Source organism: Frankia sp. RB5 (assembly GCF_059816245.1).
In genome coordinates, this window is record NZ_JCBATA010000029.1 from 13,817 (window position 1) to 33,822 (window position 20,006).

The following is a 20,006-nucleotide window of genomic DNA, read 5'->3' on the forward strand; positions in this document are numbered from 1 at the left end:
CTTGCGGCCCGCCCGGACGGGGAGCACGCGGGGGCGCGACACGGGAGGGAGAACGCCGGATGTCCAAGTCCATGGACGAGGCGATCTACGCCTTCACCGGTATGCGGCTGCCGGGCGGGGAACTCCCCACGATGGGCAGTCTCGCCGACAACCTTGACCGGCTCGGTGACATCGTGCTCGGCCAGCTCGCTCCTGAACTGACGCAGGTCATCGGCTCGGTGAAGTCGTCGGTGGGCGGCACGCCTGGCAAGCGGTTCGTCGCGCAGACCTCGGCGTTCGTCGTCGAGGACCCGAAGCTGCTGCTGCAGGCCGGCATGCTGCTCAAGACGGCGGCGAAGCTGCTGCGCGCCCAGAAGCTGCAGATGGACTACACCCGCAAGCAGGGTTTCGTGATGTTCATCTTCATGCAGATCGAGCTGGCGATCGCCGCCATCGAGGCGGCGTTCGGCCAGGTCGAGGAGGCGGCCGAGCGCATCGCCACCACTCGCACGATCATCCAGCGGGTGCTGTCGAAGGAGACGGCGAAGACGGCGACGCACATCGTCGCCATGCAGATGCTGTTCATGCCCGGTTCGTCGGTCGTCGCCCAGCTGTGGCAGATCCTCGAAGGCAGCCGCGAGGGGCTCGACGGCGGCGAGATCGCCCACATGGTCAAGTACGCGCTGGCCGCCGGCGGCACCAGCATTGCCGGACTCCCCGGCATGCGGGCCTTCCTGACCAAGTCGGATGCGCTGCTGAAGTCGATCGGCCTGGCCGACGGCGCCGCCAACCCGGCGGCCGCCCTCCTCCTGACGACCGTCCTGTCCATGTCCCAGGAGGTCGGCGGCGGGATCTTCGCCAGCGGAATGGTGGACGACCAGTGGGGACTGTCCACCGCGGTGGACGACGCGGTCTCCGGTGCCGTCGAGGGCAGCACCGAGTGGGGTGCCGGCAAGGCCGGTCGCGGCGCCCACGCCGGCCTGCAGGGCGCCGGCATCGTCGGGCCGGACGTGAAGCTCCCTCCGCCCCCCGCCCTGCCGTCCGGAGCCGATCAGGTCTTCGGCTCCGGCGACGACGGCTTCGACGGCGCCGCCGGTGTTTCCGGCTCGTCCACAACCGGCGCGGGTGGCGCCGGCCGCAACGGGACCGGCAACGGAGTCGGCAACGGAGAGAAGGAGACGCAGGGCGGTGTCGAGGAGATTCGCTTCGACCCCACGACCATCAAGGCGCCGGACTGGTCGGAGACCGCGTCGATCAGCGACCAGGACTCCGACGCGGGGTGGGACACCCGGTCGGGTTTCAGCTCCGCGTCGATCGCCTCGTCGACGACGGACATCTCCGACATCGCGAACCTCGCGAGCCTCGACGACGACGCCGGGTTCGGTCCCGTCAACGTCGCCGCCGTCCCGCCCCTGAAGACGTCCGCCGCCCTGGACCTGCCCGACGACGCCAGCGTGCCCGGCCCCACCCAATCTCGCGCTCCCGCCGGTCCCGCGGAACCGTCGCCGACACCGTCGATCCGCGCGCCCGAGCCGGCAGCCGGATCCGGTCCCGCGGTCCCGCTGGCGGCCCTCGACCAGCGCGGCGTCGCCAACCCACCGTCCCCCGCCGCGCAGCCCGTCCCCGACGCCACGCCTCTCGCCCCGCCGACGCCGACGCCGACTTCGACTTCGACATTGACTTCGATGCCGGGCCCCACGCCGACGCCGGGCCCGACGCCGAGCCCGACCCCGGCCCCGACGTCGATCAACGGGCTGGCACCCGGCCCGTCACCTACGCCGGCCTCCGCGGCCATCCCCGCGCCAGTGCAGCCAGCGAGTTCCGCGGCGCCGACTCCGGCACCATCGGCGATCCCTGCCGGGGCGGTGGCCTCCGCGCCCGGCGGGGCGTCGTCGGCGCCGCCCGCCGGGGCGGCTGCCGGGAGCTGGGCGCTCGCCGCTGTCGAGCCGGCTCCGGTGCCCAGTTCGACGCCGAATGCCGTGCCCGCCGCCGTAACCGCCTTCGCTACCCCGGGATCGGCGTCGCCCGCTGAGTCCACAGCGCCATCGTCGCCCGCTCCCGCGCCGACGCCGATGTCCACACCGCCCGCTCCCGCATCCTCCCCGCTGCGTCCCGCTCCAGCCTCGGCATCGCCGCCGACCGCGACCCCAGCCCCTACTCCGTCCCCCACGCCGACCCTGTCCCCGACACCCCAGCCGTCGGCGACTCCGTCGCTGTCGCCACCTGCGTCGCTGTCACCGACTTCGTCCTCGACCCTGTCCGCGGCGCCGACCGCACCTCCAGCCGCGACCACGACCGAGGCGTCATCCGCGGCGTCGGGCCCGGCTCCGACTCCAGCGAACCCGTCTCCTCTCAGGTCGGTCACCCCGTCCTCAACGGCACTGCCCCACGCGGCGCCGGCGCCGGCGCCGCCGACGACGCCGGCCGATACGAACGCCGTGCCGGCCGCGTCCGCGGCTCCGGCTGCCATGGGGGGATCCGAGTCGCTGGCCGCTGCTGGGGTGACGGCGCCCGCTACCGTGGACGCCGCGTTGTTCCCGGAGCTTCATGGCGATCCAGCGCCGGCGGCGGACGGGACGCCGTGGCTGTCGGCATCCCAGCAGGCAGTGGTGGCGCCGGTACAGACGCGGCTGCGGAACGTCTTCGGGGACCAGCCGAGCACGACGGCGGACTGCATCGTGCGCCTCGTCGAGACCGCCCGCGGGCTGTGGGGGCCGGAACGCCCGAGTGGCGGCGTGACCGGCGGCTGGCCGGCGGTCGACGACGCGACGGCCCCGTCGCAGCAGCTGTCGAGCATGCTCGGTTCGCCCTGGCAGCGGATCCCCTCGTGGCACGGGGTGCTGAACCAGGTCCGGGAGCTCGGCCCGGGGGCGGCGGCGTTCCTGATCACGGGAGCGCCGGGGGTCGCCCGCCACGGCGTGGCTCTGGTCAACACCGGCGGACGGCTGGTGTGGGTGGAGACGCAACTCGACGGCCCCCGGCGGGTCCTGCCGCTGCACCAGCCGCCGCTGCGGCCGGTCGACCTGCGCGTCCTGGTCGCCGGCCCGGACGGCCGGGGGGTCGCGGTGGACACCGGCACGAGCGAGGACGGCGACGGTGGCCGCTTCGGGTCGCTGCCGCCGGTCAGCACCTCCAGCGCGATCCCGCTGCCCGCCAGCACCCGCGAGCCGGGTATGCGGGGAACCCGCTCCGGCCCGGCCCGGCAGGAGGCGCCGCCGGCACCGGGCGAGCCGTCCGCGCAGGGCGGGCCATCGGCCCAGGACCTGTCGTCGGTCGAGAACCCATCCTCGGCGCAGGACCCGTCGTCGGCGCAGGACCCGTCGTTGGCGCAGGACCCGTCGTTGGCGCAGGATCCGTCGTTGGCGCAGGATCCGTCGTCGGCGCAGGATCCGTCGTCGGCGCAGGATCCGTCGATCGTGCAGGTCGCGCCGTCCACGGCACCGGGACCTGCACCGGGGCTGGGACCGGCAGCGGCGAACCAGCGGGTGACGTCGGACGATCACGGCGTTCTGCGGATGGATCTGGATCTGTCGGGCCTGACGGACCAGGTCACGGCTGCGGCGCTGACCGGGGCAGCGCGGGCGGACCTGGACGGGTTCGTCGGGCGGATCGTCGCGGAGGTGATCCGTCGACAGGGGTCGGCGGCGCCCGTCATCGTGCATCTCGAGAGCGGCGCGGTCGCGGCGCCGTCAACAGGCGGCCGCGGAAGAAGCCGCCCGGGCCGGCCGGTGCGCACCGACGCCCAGGCCACCCAGCCTCTGGTCCTGCAGCAGCTGAAGCAGCATGGGGTGGCGGCCCGTCAGGTGCGGGTCGTCACGCACGAGCGGGGCACCGGGCCGTCCGTCGCTCCGCCCGCGGTGACGCGCGGCACCGCCGCCGGGCTCCCGGGCGCGGGCCGTGGGGTCCTCGGCTGGGTCGAACCCGAGCCCGTCGAGGTGGCGCTCGGCCCGGCCCAGTTCCCCCTCCTCGTCCAGGACTGGGAACGCGACGACGCCGGTCGGCTCCGGATGAACCCGCTGTGGACGCCGCTTGCGGACTTCTCCCCGAAGCATCTGGAGGGCGCCGCGTCCGGCGCGGTGTGGGATGTCGTGGCCGCCCGCGGCGGCCAGATCTTCCTGGGCAGCCAGGATCCGGCGCAGATCATCCCCCCGGCCCAGCTCGACGAGCTGCACCGGCTGTCCAACGAGCGCCTCGCCGCCGCGGGCGCCCCGACCGTGAGCCGGGACGACTTCGTGCACAGCCTGTCCGACCTCGGTCCCGCGACTGTGGTCGTCGGGTTCAACCCGACCACGGGCGCTGCCGTCGTCGCCCGGGGGCGGGTCGGCGGCCAGCTGCGCCGGGGCCCGGACGGGCAGTGGACGGTGAACTACCGACCGAACCTCTACCCGGACCTGACGACCCGGGAGGACCTCCACGACGGCGACTGGAACCGCTGGGTCACCAACCTCGCCGCGTCGATGTCGGACGCCCTGGGGATGCCGATCGTCCCCGACCTGTCCGAACCGCCGCCGCGCCGCGCCCCGGCCCCGCCCCGCGACGTCACCCACGACTTCGGCCCGGTCGTCTCGCCGAAGCCGCAGGACGACGGCCCGGTCAAGGCCGTCGAGCTGGACAAGGCCGGCGACCTGCGGGCCAACCCGCTGTGGACGTCGCTGGAGGACTTCTCGCCCAAGCATGTCGACGCCGCGCCCGACACCATGCTGTGGCAGTTCGCCGTCACCGAGGACGGGGAGCCGTTCCTGGGCAGCGAGGAACCGCTCACCATCGAGGACCCGGTGCGGCTCGACCGCGTGTACGAGGCCATGAGCGCGGCGCGGACCGCGCAGGGCCTGCCGATGGAGACCCACGAGGAGTTCATCCACCAGGTGACGATGCTCGGGCATCCGACGATCGCCGTCGGGTTCGACCCGGTGACCGGCACAACGATCCTGAAGAAGGCGCGGGTCAGCGGCGAGCTGCGCCGCGGCCCCGACGGCGTCCTCGTCATCAACGACCAGTCCGGCCGGTACATGAGCAAGAAGGTCCGCGGCGAACCGCCGGCCGAGGACCTCACCCGATGGATGACGAACGTCGCCGAGCTGCTGTCGATCCGGTTGCGCCGGCCCGTGCGCTTCGAGCTGCTCAAACACGCGGCGCCCGCCCCACCCGCGCCCGCCCCGGCCGTGGATCCCGGCCCGCCGCCCGCCTACCCCGGCCCGCCGGCACACGGCCCCGGGGTGCCGCCGGCCTATCCCGAACCTCCCCCCACCGGGCCGTCCGCCGGCGAGGCGGCTCCCGCCGCGCCGGGAAGGCCGGCCGGTCGGGAGGACAGCGACAGGCCGACGCTGTCGAGGTCGGTGCCCGCACCGGTGTGGACGGCGCTGCTCGGGGTCCGCCATCCGGACGAGGTGGCCCGGCTGAACGAGGCGTGGGGCCAGGTGATGGCCGCCGAACACGCCCTGACGGTGGCGCGCAACGACCTGGAGGCGGCGCTGCCGCCGGTCGACGGTCCGTCGAGCTCGACGGTGGGGGTCCGCGGGCCCAAACGGCGCCAGACGGACGCGCAGTACACCGCCTCCGTCGCCCTCGACGACGCGCGGGTGGCGCTGGACCAGGCCATGGCGGGCGTGGCCGACCTGGGCCACGACGTCCCCCAGGTGCGGGCAGCCTACGAGCGTGCCACCCGCGACTGGAACCGCGGGCGCCCGGGTCTGGGCGGCGGCGCGCCCGCCTCCACCCAGCCGGGGCGCTCCGGCGACGGCGCACAGATCGGCGAGACCAGCACCTCCCAACCCGGCGTTGACACATCCGACCTGACGGATCCAGCGGCTGCCGTCGAGCCGGTTGGCGCGCCCGAACTGGTTCCCGCGCCCGAACTGGTTCCCGCGCCGGAGCCGGTTCCCGCGCCCGAGGTGCTGAGCGTCGACGGTCAACGGTTCGAGACCAGCAGGACACGTTCCGACAGTCGCAGCCTGTTCGACGCCCTGGACGTCAGCGCGCGGGCGCAGCTGCCCGGCTCACGAGGTGTGACAAGGGACGGCGCGGACCCGCGCCTGCAGGTGTACCGGTGGTACACCGGGCCGCCGGGGGACAGCCTGCGCGGCACCGTCGACCAGCCCGGCGGCGAGCGTGACGTGCTGCTCCGGGACCTCGCGGCGGATCTCGACGCGCCCGCCCTGCGGTTCGTCCTGCACGGGTCCCGTGCCGATCCCGATCCGTCCGACCACGCCGATCCCGCCCGGACGGCGGACCTGCGCCAGCAGCTGGAGGACGTCCTCGCCGAGGCAGAGAACCCGTTCGGCCCGCAGTGGCATCGCCTGCTCCAGGTGACGCCGTCGCTCGCCGGGATACCCGACCGTCGCCAGCTTCTCGGTATGCGGCCCAGCGACCTGGTCGCGCGGGCGATCCGCGCCGACGACATGGGGCGCTCCCCGTTCGCCGCCCGGATTCCCCAGATCGTGGCCCATGCCACCGGCCTCGACGTGGTGGTGGTGCGGGCGGACCCGAACACCGGCGAGATGCGGGCCGGCCACCTGAACCCGGGGGAGGAGACCGCGCCGAATCCCGCCGTGTACGTCTACCACGACGGAGTCGACCACTTCGACGCGTTGACGGGCGCCACGGTGGCCGTCCCGATCCCGATGCCGGCGGTTCCTCCCCCGGCCACCGGTGCGCTCGACCGGTTCGCCGTGACGGCCGATGCGGGGCGGGGTGTGCTGGTCGCGGACGGGCTGGCCGATCTCGCGGCCGGTCTCGCGGGCACGCCGAACGTCACGTCGCTCGTCCTGCCGCGCGCCGAGGACGGGAGGCTGGCGCTTCCCGAGCGGGCGGGGGGGCACCTGGTCCCGGTGACCGACGAGCTGCTCGAGCAGGCACTGACGGCGGCGGGCTGGCAGGGCGGCCCGATCCAGATCTGGGCCGCGCGAGCGCCGGCGGCGGGGTCCGCGGCCGCGCCGGGGCCGGATCCTGGGCCGGCCGAGGGCCGGGATGACCCGCGCTACCGCGCGTTCGCGGCGCAGGCGGAGAGCGTCGCCCAGGCGCTGCGGACCGAGGTGTGGATACCCGCGGCGGGCCGCCAGCAGCAGGTGGTGAACGGCCGGCTGGCCGTGGACGGCGGCGCGTGGAACGGGTTCGTGGCGGTGCGGCCGGGCCAGGCCGACGCGGTCGGCGTCGTCCGGCCGCCGCGCTGGCTGGACGTCGCCGCGGACGGTTCCCTGCGCACGGCCGGTGCCCGGTTCGTGCGCTGGCCGGGCGGCATGGCGTCGGTGACCCTCCCGGAGTACCTGCGCCTGTTGCCGGGCCTGCAGGAGCTGGCACGGACGGACACCGGGGTGTTCGACGTCGTGATCCCGTCACGCGGCGGCGGTCTCGCGCTGCGCAACCGGGACGACAGCCTGACGACTCTCGGGTACGGGCGCCCGCGGGCTGGTGCCCGCATCCTCGGGGCGGACTCCGTCGGTGAGCTCTTCCAGGGGCGTGGCTGGACGCCGGGCCAGGACATCAGGGTGTGGACCCCGGGCGGGCCGGGCGCGTCGGCGGGGATGCTCTCGTCGTTCGCCGACCACTTCCACGTCGAGGTTCTGGTCCTCGACGAGCACAGCCACGGCTCCTTCGACGATCCCGGCGGCCGGCGCCTGCCGGGAAGCGGCCTGCGGGCGGTGGACGACGAGGGGCGATCACGGCCGTGGCAGGTGCTGGGCACCCCGGCGTCGCGGCAGCAGGGCAAGTGGACGTCGGTGGACGGAGCGGCCCTGCGCCGCACGGCCGACGCGGTCGTCCCGACCGGCGCCGGGCTGCGGCTGGCGACACCCGACGGGTACGCGGCGCAGGTGGCCGCGGCCGACGGCGTGGCGGCGCGGGCGGACGTGTTCGAGGTGGAGGGAGACCTCCCCGAGATCAACGATGCCGGCGAGCTCGTCCTGTTCCGCCTGGACGGGACGTCGTTCACGGTGCCGCCCGCCGAGATGCCGGCGTTTCTCGGCCGGCACGGCTGGAACGGCCAGCCGATCGTGCTGGGCCAGCCGCTGTCCCGGGAGCAGCGGCAGACCTGGGCGCGGGTGGGCGAGGCCGCGGGGGCCTTCGTGTTCGCTCCGGCCGCCAGCTTTCGGACCGCCCGGGTGGGCGGCGGGCACCTGCGGGCGGTGTTCAGTACCGCCCGCAACGAGTCCCTCGGGGAATGGGAGGCGCTGCACAGCCCGCAGGGGCGGCCCACGCCGTTGGTGACCGATCCGATCGGGCGGTTGTGGCCGCCGGACGCGCCGGTGGTGCTGCCGATGGCCGCCGCCGGTCTGGCCGCACCCACAGCGCGCCAGTTCCAGCAGCGCCGCGCGCTGTACGCGAACCCCGACCTCGGTTATCCGGCGGGCACCTTCGCCCTCGATCTGGCGTCCCTGCCGGGCGGCGGTCTGGGGGTTCCGATGGGCGACGGGACCGTGCGTCCCCTCGATGAGCAGGGGGCGGCACAGCTCGCGGCCGCCGCCCAGGGGTCGGTCGGGACGGTCGTGCTGTGGACCCCGCCCCCGCTGACCGAACCCGCCTTCACCGAGGCCTTCCGACGCGACGTCGACATCCTGGCCGCCGCGTTCCACAGCCCGGTCGCCTACATCCAGCCAGCACGAGGACTCGATCCGTTCCGGACCCATCGCGTTCCCGGCGGCCGACTCACGAACCCGGTCGGGCGGGTACGGGCGGGCACCTCGCGCAGGTACGTTCCGGAGCTCGCGATCGTGGCCCCGCCCGGGCAGGAGGGCCTGCCAAGCTACCTGCGCCTGGACGAGCACGGCCAGCTCACCACCATGGCCCACAGCGTGGCGACGTATGAGGGCGGCGCCGTTCTCCTCGGTTCGAGCAGCGTCAACACGCCCGCCTGGCGCGAGGAGCTGGCCCGGTGGGACGCGAGCCTGCACGCGATGGACCCGTCGCTGGCCGGCCTGCCTCTCGTCGTCGTGAACACGGCGACGACCGGGCAGCCGTCGTGGAGCCCCGAGCAGCTGATCCCGCTCGCGCCCGGCAGCGTCATGGACGTCCTGTCGAGCACCCTCGCGGCGGCCCCGGGGGAGCCCCAGCGCCCGATGCCCCCGCTCCGGCTGATCTCGACGCGCTCGGGCCCGGGGGCGCAGGTGGACGCGCACCTCGAGACGCTGGCGTCGCAGCTGTCCGCCCGCATCGGCGGCCAGCCGGTGTACGTCGGGATCAACGCCCGGGTCTCCGACGACCTCCGCGACGTCATCGCCGACCGCTGGGTGCCGGTCGTGGCACCGCCCACGGAGGGCACCGGCACGAGCCAGGACCCGTCGCGCCTCGACCATGTGCGGGACAGCCTGACCGGCCAGCTGGTCCGCTACGACCAGGACTTCGACCTCCCGCACCTGGACACCTCGGAGTGGTACCTGGCGGGCGCCTCGATCTCCGATGTCGAGGTGCGCGTCCTCGCCGACGAGGCCGGCCCGTACGGGATCGACCTGTCCGTCCGACCGCTCGGAAGCCGCCCGGGGCAGAGCGTTCCGCCCCGGGCACCGGGCCGTTTCCTGGTGCTCGCCGACGGAAGTCCGGACACGGTCACCGTGCACGTCGACGGGCTCGGTGAACTCGCCATCCCGGCGGAGCAGCTCGCGGCGATCATCCGGCGGTACAACACGGCCGCGGTCCCCACGGTCGGACTGATGCTGGCGAGCCTGTCCCGCACGACCGGCGCACCGGTGCACGCCGGCATCCCCACCCTGGTGCAGGGCGAGCTGAACACGCCGGTGGAGACGACCCGGCAGGGCGACCCGGACTCCGGCGAACCGGCCTGGCGGCAGGCACCCGCGGCACCGACACGCTCGCCGTTCACCACCGCCTCCGGGGGACCTTGGCTGAACCTGTGGTCCCCCGACCTCGACCGGCCCACCGCCGGCGACCCCACCGTCAGGGACACCTCGATCCAGCGGGTACGGCAGGCCGCCGACGAGGCCGCCGCCCGCGGGAGGACTCCGGTCGTCGTCGGCAGCCTGGGGGACGGCCGGTTGGCCCTGCCCGGGGCGAACGGGCTCGAGGCGACGGTCCCGCGGATCCTCGCCCGCCACATCGTCACCGCGGCGGCGGCACACGGTCTCGACCCCGCCCTGCTGGAACTCGTCGTCGTCCCCGCGCAGGCCAGCACCGGCGAGGCCGGTCCGCAGGCCAGGTACACCGAGCGCCGTGACCGGTTCACCGCCGAAGTGACCGTCCTGCTGACGGACGCCCCCGCCGGGCGCCCGGACCAGCTGGCGATCCCGGAACCGGCCTATCCGGGTCCGGGCAGTGTGGTGAGCTTCGCCGACGGGCCCTCGATGCAGATCACGCCGGTCCCGCCGGGCGTGTCCCACGACGAGAACGGCCAGCTCACCGCCCTGCTGTACAGCGCGGCGCTCCAACATCCGGCCTCCGGCCCCGCGGCGCTGTACCGCCTGTTCCAGACCGCCCCGGCGCCGGTGGCCACCGCGATCAGGACCGAGCTCGCCTCCTTCCACCAGACCGTGTACGCACCGGGCACCACGCTGTCGCGGGCAGGGGGGACGAGAACCGGCCTCGACCTGGACACGATCGCCGACCTGTTGGGGCTGCGGGTCGAGGAGGTCCCGGCGGATACCGCGGGCCAGCTCCCGGCGCACGACAACCAGACCGTGTACGTCGTCCGTGACACGGGGACGCCCGACGTCCGGTATCTGGCGTTGCGCCCGCTCGGGTTGGACGTGACCGTCGGCCCCGTCGACCCGAACCGGCCACTGCCCGACGACGCGACGGTGCGCACCGCCGTCGACGACGCGCTGCGCATCGTGCGCGCACGCCTCGAGCAGGTGACGCACCCGCCCGCCTACCGCGACCCCGCGCCCGCCCCGGTGGACGAGATCCTGCCCGTCCCGGCGGGGGAGGTGTCGTCGTCGGAGCCGCTGGTCCCGGCCGACGCCACCGAGCGCGAAGCCGTGCGCGGCGTGCGGCGATCCCTGCCGGCCGGTAGGGAGTTCAGCGACGACCAGATCCTTCGGGTGTACCGGGATGTCCGGTCGCGGCCGGCGAACCTGCGGACACCGTCGACAGCTCTGGTCGGCGACGTGGTGGCCACCCTGCTGGGAAGCCCGTTGCCCAGAGTGCGCGGCGGCGCCCCCGCGCATTCCCCGCAGACCCTGCCGGACGGGGGGCTGACGGGCGATCTGGATCACGACTTCGGTACAGCCGAATATCCGACGCATCTGCGGGACAACGAGCGTGACGACCAGGGGTTCGTGCGGGTGAACCCGTTCTTCACGCCGCTCGCCGCCTTCTCCGGCAAGCACCTGGAGGCGGCGCCGGCGGGCGCGTCGTTCCTGTTCTCGGTGGTGGGGGAGTCGGCCGCGGACATCTACCTCGGCAGCGACGACCCCACCTCGCTGGTCTCGCCGGACACCCTCGACGAGGTGTACCAGTGGTCGGCGCGGGCCCGCGAGGCACGCGGCGAGCCGGTGCCGAGCCGGGAGGAGTTCGTCGCGGGCCTGACAGGGCTGCGCCATCCGACCGTGGCGGTGGGGTTCGACGAGGCGGGGGCGACCGTCTCAGTGCCCGTGCGGGTCAGCGGTGCGCTCTACCGGGGTCCGGACGGCGGGCTGGTGATCGACGCGAGTTCCACCAGGACCATGTCCGAACAGGTTCGGGGTGCCATCGACCCGGTCGATCTGCGCCGCTGGCTGCAGAACACCGCGGCGGCGATGAGCGCGCACCTCGGCCGACCGGTCACGGTCGCGCACCTGCCCACGGCCGAGCCGTCGAGCCCGCCGGCCGCGGGCGGCACGACGCCGGGCTCGCCGGCGCTTGTCCTGGACGGCGACGACCTGCGGCAGTGGTTCCTCGACGTGGTCGAGGGCCATCCGGGGGCCGAGCGGACGGCGCCGTCGACGGTGCGGCCCGAGGGAAACCCGTACGGATTCGACAGCCTGCGCGGCGAGTGGGAACGGGAACCACCCGCCGTCCGTCAGGCGAGCGCCCTGGTCGCGCACACCCGCGCCGCCTACCACCAGGCAATCATCCGGTACCGCGCCACCTACCCCGCCCCGTCCGCCACGACAGGGTCCGCCACGACAGCAGGTACCGCCACGACAGCGCAGATCCGGCAAGGGCGCGCGGCGCGGGCGGCCCTCGACCGCGCTCGGGACGATTTCACCGAGGCCCGCACCGACCTGGCGGTGCTGCTGCCCGACCCCTCCTTCGAGGAGGAACTCGGGCAGGACGGTGCGCGTCTGGAGCTGCTGCGCGACGCCGAGCCGCCCCCCGGGGTCAGGTTCGACCAGCTTGGCCTGCCGGACGAACACGGCTTCATCCCCTACACGGTGCCGCTGGCGGACGGTGGGACCCTGCGGGCGACGATCCCCCCGCCGGGCGGGACGCGGCGGGACACCCACGGCACCCTCGTCCCCCCGCCCCACCTCGCCGAGGCCGGTGCGGCGGGCACCGGCGAGGGCTCGACCGCGTCCGACGTCAGCGACTACGCCGGGACGGTGGAGCATCAGACGGACGGCGGCTTCCGGATCGGGTCAAGCCCGGGCGACTTCCGGGTCTACGGCCCGAACGGCCAGCTGATCGCACGTGGCATGGAGGTCATGACGCCCTCGGCGTCCCTCGGCCACCTCGACATCGACTGGACGACCGGGCGGGGTCGTGTCACCGACCCGACCGGCGGGACCCGTGACTGGACCGTGACCTCCACGGCGCAGGGCGGCCTGCGCCTGGACGGCCCCGCGGGCCGGTACCAGACCTACGATCGTTCCGGCCACCTCGTCGAGGAGGGCCCCGGCGCCCCGAGCGCCCCGTCGTCAGCCGACGGCCAGGTAATGCTGTCGGGCTCGATGCCGGCCTCGATGTGGGTGCCCGGGCTCGGCGTGACCGATCCGGCGCGGATCGAGGAGGTGGCCACCGCCTGGTTGACCCTGGTGGCGGCGCGCCGCGGCCTGGCAGGCGCCCAGGCCGCGCACGACGTCGTCTTCCCCCGGGCGGACGCCGAGGCCGGGACGTCGACGGCCGCGTCGGTCGCGGGGGGCAAGCGGCCGCAGACCGCGGCGCAGGTGGCGGCCGTCGCGGCACTGGACGCGGCCGGCGACCGTCTCACCCGGGCGGGCGCGGCGCTGGCGGCCTTCGGACTCGACCTCGATGATGTGCGGACGGCCTACGACGACGCCTGGCGCGTCTGGCTGCGCGACCATCAGATCCTGCCGGGCAGCGCGCCGTCCGTGCCGAACCCGCCCGATGACGGCCTCTCCGATGACGGCCTCTCCGACGACGGCCGGCCCGACGATGCGCTCTCGGACGCCGGCTCGCCCGACGACGACCCGCCCGTGGTCGGCGCCGAGGAGCCACCGCCGTCCCACGAGACGATCATCGAGACCGGCGATCCCGAGGTCGGGATGCCCATCGGCGTCGCCACCCCGGCGGCGCCGACCGGACCACTGCTGCACGTCGAAGGCCCTCACCAGCAGGAGTGGTTCCACTCCATCACCGCGGGGCAGGCCTCCGCGAGACCGGAGTCCTTGACGGACGGGCGCGGGCTCCTGAGCGTCGTGCCGCCTGCCGGGGTGCCCTTCGACCGGCTGCGTCCCTCGGACGAGGACGGCCGGTACACCTACCATCTGCCGCTCGCCGACGGCCAGGAGCTGGTCGGCACCCTCGACACCCGCTCCGGGGACGGCGCGGCGCCGAGCAGCGAGCTCGTCGACGCCGACGGAGAGGTCGTCCACACCGGCACCCTGGTCCACCACGACGACGGCAGCGTCCGTCTCGACACCCTCGACGCCGGGTACTCCCTGACCTTCGGCCCGGACGGGCGCCTGACCAGTACCCGCATGGAGATCACGGCGCTCACCGTCCTGGGATCCGTCGACCTCAACCACCGGGACCGCACGGCCCTCGTCGAGATGGGCGACGAGCGTCCCGCGCAGCTGTTCGATCTTCGCCGCGAGGCCGACGGGGTGACGCTCACCCAGCCCGGCGGGAACACCCTGCGCCTCGACCAGGTCGGGAACCTGCTGCACCAGCGGCTGATGCTGAGCGAGTACCCGGACGCGGCCCGCCCGCCCGCCGGGGCCGACGGGTCGACGCCCGCGCCGGCGCCGCGCCCCGCGGGTCAGGTGGACATCGACCTGTCGGGCGACGAACCCGTGGGCACGGTGACCGACCCGGCGGGCACGACGCGGCAGTACGACGTCCGGTGGCTCCACGACCAGATCCGCCTCGTCGGCAGCGACGAGCGGCGCTACTACGACTTCTTCGGCCTGCTCCAGACCGAGACGCTGACCCTGCGCGACGCGACCGGAACCCCCCTGCCCGGCGACGTCTCCCTGGAGGTGCGCTACACGCGCGGCGACGACGCCGACCCGTACGTCCTCGACGCCGACGACGGCGATCCCCCCGAGGTCGACGTGAGCCGGCACGGCGACGTGTTCCGGCTGACGGACCGGCGCCCGGGTCCGACCCTGGGCGACCACCGTGAGTTCGGCCGCGACGGCCGCCTGCGCGGCGAGCGCCGCACCCTGCTCGAGCCCCCGCCACCCGCGCCTGCGCCGCCCGTCACCACCACCACGACCACCACCGCCACGACCACAACCACGATCACGGCAGCCCCGCCGGTACCCGTGCCGGTGGGCCAGCTGGACATCGACTGGTCGGCGTCCCCGCCGCGGGCCACCGACCCGGCGGACGCCACCCGCACCTGGACGGTCACCTCCGCCCCCGGCGGCGGGCTGCGACTCACCGACGCCGCCGGCGGCCACCGGACCGTCGACGCGGGCGGCCACCTGGTCGACGAGAGCACGCCGCTCGGCCATCCGCTGCGCCCCGCCCTCCTGCGCGACCTCGGCACCGCGAACCTCGACTGGACGACGTCGACCGCCACCACCGTCGACTCCCTCGGCGCGACCCGCACCTGGGGCCTCACCCGGCTCCCCGGCGGCGGTTTCCGCCTCGACGACGGCCCGGCGAGCATGACGTTCGGCGCGGCCGGCGACCTACGCCACCAGGTCGTCGTCCCGCACGACGCCACCGGCGCGCCTCTGACCGGGCAGCTGATCGTCGCCGACCTCACCGCCGCGCCGGGCGGCCAGTACATCCTGACGGGACCGGCCGGCCAGCCGGTCCCGGGCCGCACCGTCGTCCCGCACGGCGGCGGCTACGAGGTGCGCGACACCTCACCGGGCCATCACGGCGACTATCTCCGCTACGGGCCCACCGGCACCCTCGAAGCCGAGCGGCGCACGCTCACCGACCCGCCGGCCGCCGCCCTGGCCGCGGTGGGCAGGGCGTCCGGGCACATGCTGATCGACTGGAACGCCGCCACCGCGACCCTGCACCCGGCCGCGCCCGCATCGACCACGCCGGCGCTGGCCGTGACCCTCGCCGTGCCCGCCGTACCCCCCGTACCCGCCGTGCCTCCCGCACCCTCTGTCTCCGCCGCACCGGTCCCGAGCATCCTCTGGAGAGTCACCGGGAGGCCAGGCGGAGGCGTCGACCTGCGTGACGCCCGTGGTGACGGGCCGAGCTACGCCGCGGACGGCACACTCGTCGCCGAACGGGTGCGGATGACCAACCCCGCGCATCCGACCCAGGCCAACCGGGACCTCGGCCAGGTCGAGATCGACTGGGCTGCCCGCACGGCCACCACCCACGACCTGCTCGCGAACATGCGCGCCTGGACAGTCAGCCCCACCGGCCTGGGCGGGTTCGCGCTCACGACCCCGAGCGGGGAGCGCCGCGACTTCGACGCCGCCGGCAACCTGCTCACCCAGCAGGTCCCGCTGCGCACCTCCGGCGGCGCGGCACTGGACGGCCGTCGCCTGCACCTGGACCACCGCGGCGGCACCGGTGCTGGCCCGGCCTTCACCCTGCATGACCGTCGTGGAGCGCCGGCGGGAGTCACGGTGACCCGAGCGGCGGGCGGCTACCGGCTCACCGATGCCTCCGGCGGCCCGCACCGCGGCGACTGGCAGGAGGTCGACGAGGAGGGCCGGCTGCTGCGGGAACACATCACCTTCCTCGACCAGCGCGGCCAGCCCGACGGCACCCACTTCGACGTCGACCTGACCGCCACACCGCCGAGGTGGGTCCGTGCGGGCACCGCGGGCCCGCGCACCGTCCCGGCCCCGGGTGGGGGGACCCGGCCCGCCTACAACGCCGCCGGCCGTGCCGACGCCGGGCAGGACGGCAGCCTGCGTCTCGTCGGCGCGGACGGCACGCCGTTCTACTCCCGGGAGATCCTCGGCTCGGGCCGTCGGCTGGAGGTCCTGCGCGCCCCGGGCGGCGCCCGGTACTGGCACGAGTGGGACGGCGGGCGCGCCGGCCTGCACGGCGACACCGTCGCCCGTGGCACCCGGCGTTTCGGCGTGGAGTCCGACGGGGCGGTCTGGTCGGACCTCGCCCACGGCCTGATTCGCAACGTCCTCGTTCGGGAGGGCCGGCGCACCCTCGACAAGGGGATGGTGCGTGGCGAGCTCCAGCCCGACGGCTCCTGGCGCTGGTTCCGCTACGACCGCGACGGCCGCCTCGTGATGCAGGGGATCCGTCAGCGCGGCCGCAGCACCACCGACCTGATCACCGTATCCTCCCCTCCGTCCGGGTCGGGCGTGGCGCCCGTCACCACGTCCGGGTCAGGCGTGGCGCCGGTCACCGCGACCGGGTCGGGTGGGGTCGTGCAGCGGTCCTACAGCACGAGGAGCCGGTTGCCGCGCGTCCTGCACTACCGCGAGTCCCCGGTGATCCAGGACCCCGGCGGCGGGACCCACGTGTCGCCCCTCTACCAGGAGATCTCTCCACAGGCCAAGGAGACCGGGAGCCTGGAACCGGTCGCCGGCGGCCACACGCTGAAGATCACCCGCTATGCCGAGCAGCGGCCGCCGCAGTTTCTCTGGCAGACACGGGACGCGGTGACGGGCGCCGCCTACCGGCAGATCGCCCGCTTCTTCGGCGCCGAGTGGGGCCGGGTCGACTTCCCGAACCCCGGCATGCTCTTCGCCGACAGCCGCTACCAGGTGTACCGGTGGGAGGAGAAGAACGGCACCGACCTCACGACCGCCGCGACCGTCGCCCGGGGCGTGCGGGTGATGACCCCGGACGGATCGTTCGCCGACTTCACCGTGGACGGGTACTTCGTCCGCGGCGCGCTCAAGCTGGACGACGGCAACACCGTCGAGATCGGCCGGCTGGCGGACACCTGGCCGTCCCTGGAGGGCGACCTGCCCACGGGCGCCGCTCGCGTTCTGTCCTGGCGCAACCTCACCACCGGCGAGATCGGCGAACGGCATCTGCTCGGGGGCGGCCCGGGATGGATCGACACCATCCAGCCGGGCGGCCTGTCCGCTCCCCGCCTCGTCGTCCGCCACACCGACCCCCGGGGCAACGTCGTCTCCTACCTGGGCCCGAACCCGCCGGTCTATCAGCAGAACCCGCCGGCGGGCGGCGTCCACTTCACGCCTCGGACGACGGGAGCGATGATCACCCGCAACACGATGGGTGAGATCGTCGGGCGCCGCGACATCTTCGCCGACCCAGCCCTCCCGCACGGTCCGAGCGTCGCCACCGTCGCCGTCACCGGTACCGGCACGCCTTCCCGCGGCACGACCTGGACCTGGACAGACGGCACGAACACCGGCCTGCGCGTCAGCAGCCGCAACCACCAGTGGACCGGCAGCTGGGACGACTCCTTCCGCGACTACCAGCAGATCACCGCGGGCACCCAGACCCGGATTCGCGACGTCCGTTCCCTCGGCAAGGCGGCCACGCTGTTCTCCTGGCGGGACAGCACGGGCGCCTGGCACTCCGAGATCCGTGACCCCTCGGGCACGGTGAAGGTGGGCAGCGCGGGGCGCCGCGAGTGGCGCACCGCGGACGGCCGTGGCTGGCAGGCCGACGTCCCGCCCGGCACCGATGCCACCGACTGGCGTGACGTCGACCCGGCCGACGCACAGCGGGTCCTGCGCGAACAGGCCGACGGGCGGGTCCGCGAGTACATCCGGCCGCGCCTGGTGGGCCAGCCGAGCGGAATCGGTGAGTGGCGGGAGTACGACCAGGGTGACGTGTTCCGCGAGCGCAAGGAGACCTCCGCGGGCTCGGGCGTGTACCGCGAGTCGGAGAAGTTCCACAAGCAGTGGCGGGAAACCGACGCGAACGGTCGGCTGCTGCGGTATCGCAGCCTGTCCGGGCGAGTGTGGGAGCGTAGCCCCGCCGGCCGCTGGCGGCTCCTGCCCGGCACGTCGTTCACGCTGGTCGGCCGGGAGTTCGAGTACCGCGGCCCGCTCAACCAGTTCCGCGGCTATCTCCGGGAGTGGAAGGAGTCGAACCGACTGCAGTACGCGGCGGTGGACGGCCTGGCCGGGACGTTCGTGCCCCGCGACCGGCGCGTCCTGCAGAAGGCGGCGTTCGACTTCGCCCAGGAGCTCGCGATCGACATCCCCGCCCGGATCCTCGCGAACGCCGCGGTGAACAGAGGGAAGTTCCGATCCGAGGACTGGGGCCGCATCTTCACCGCCGCCGCGATCGGCGCGACGATCAAGACGGCGAACAGCCTCCTGCACGACACGTGGAGCCCGCTGAGGTCCTGGAAGGACGGCATCGCCAACGTCGACGGCGGCAAGCACTACACCCGCAACCCGTACAACCACGACAAGCACTGGGACAACGAGTGGGCCGGCCCGGAGAACCCGCCCCGCTGGCGCGGCACCGCCTACGACTACTTCCAGGCCACGCTTCTCATCGGCTTCCTGGCCTCGTTCGTCGCGACCGCCACGACGTCGTCGGCATTCGGGCTTCCCTCGGCGTATCTGCCCCTGAGGGGCCGGGATGCGCTGACGGCCGGCGCGGTCGCCGGGGGTGGCACCCTGCTGTCGGGCATCTTCCTCGGCGGGCCGCGCACCATCGCCGTTCAGCTGAGCTCGGGCCGCTACTTCCACCGCGGCGGTTCCGCGGACATCACCCTGGCCTTCGTCATCCGGTTCGTGGAACGCACGATCGCCCTCCTCGCGCTGCGTGCCCTGGGTCTGCGCGCGCGGACCCCACCCCGACTCCTGACCGACGGCGGTTCCGGGACCTCGGGCTCCGGCGGCGAGGCCGTCGCCACGCGCACACCATGAGACCGCCGACCCGTCCGCCGGCGCGCCTACACGCGCTGCATCATCCCGCCGACGAAGGTGGCCCGGTCGAGGTGCCCCTGCTCGTCCTGGGCGAGTGCCTCACCGGTCCCGGGCTTCGAGACGCTGCGCAGGAAGTCGGCGTAATCGGTCCAGGTCAGGTTGTCGTAGGAGTCGAACGCGCGGTAGGCGAAGCCGGCGTCGCGCGAGGCCAGCTCGCTCAGCTCAGGCTCGACGTGCACCTGGTCGTAGGCCAGCAGTTCGGGGGCGAGCAGTCCACTCGCCAGCGGCCCGTGCTGGTCCCGCCACCAGGTCCGCATCTGCTCGAGGGTGGTACCCGGTACGCGCTGGAAGGTGAGTGAGAGGAATGTGTACGCCGCGCGTGGTTCGATGGTTTCGTAACCGGGCCCGACCAGCACGATGGAGTTTCGTGTGTCCACGATGTCGGTGAGCAGCGCACCGATCGCCCCGGCGGCCGCGCGCAGATCGTCCAGGCGATCTGCGGGAGTGGAGAACTCCGCCGCTCCCTCGACGCCCTCCGCGCTCCCGGCGCCGTTTCCCCCGGAGTGTTCCTCCGGGTGCCGGACACCGATGCGGACCGCGAGGTCGAGGGAGCCGGCCAGCTCTTCCAGCCTGGGCCGGCGTGACGTCAACGCCGCGAAGAACTGTTCCTGGCTGACGTCATCCGGAGAATGTAACATGAATGCGAGTCGTGCGATTCGCGTGTAGGGCATGAGAATTCCTCCCTGGGCGGCGGCTCGGAGGTTCCGGCGGCGCCGTGACTCCGGTTGTCACGGTGCATTCCATTGTGACGGTAAGGCGAGATGTCGCGTCTCGGTGTTTTTTCTATGCGATCGTCGGGGGACCGTCAATCAACGGCCGTCCCCGGCTTGCCGGTCCGCACCGGGCCGTCACCGTCCGGCGTCCCGACATTCAGGTGAACGCTGGCGG

Annotated in this window: 2 protein-coding genes; one reads left to right on the plus strand and one right to left on the minus strand. The window is 74.1% G+C overall.

Annotated features, from left to right (window positions below; all coding sequences use genetic code 11):
- Positions 1-59 precede the first annotated feature (59 nt).
- Positions 60-19,058 carry a hypothetical protein gene (locus AC6EXY_RS16985; RefSeq protein WP_499817563.1) on the plus strand — a complete coding sequence of 6,333 codons (18,999 nt, stop codon included), beginning with the start codon at positions 60-62 and terminating at the stop codon, positions 19,056-19,058.
- 26 nt (positions 19,059-19,084) lie between these two features.
- Here AC6EXY_RS16985 and AC6EXY_RS16990 read toward each other — a convergent pair whose 3' ends face one another.
- Positions 19,085-19,756 carry an EthD domain-containing protein gene (locus AC6EXY_RS16990; protein WP_165818426.1) on the minus strand — a complete coding sequence of 224 codons (672 nt, stop codon included), beginning with the start codon at positions 19,754-19,756 and terminating at the stop codon, positions 19,085-19,087.
- Between the last annotated feature and the right edge of the window lie 250 nt (positions 19,757-20,006).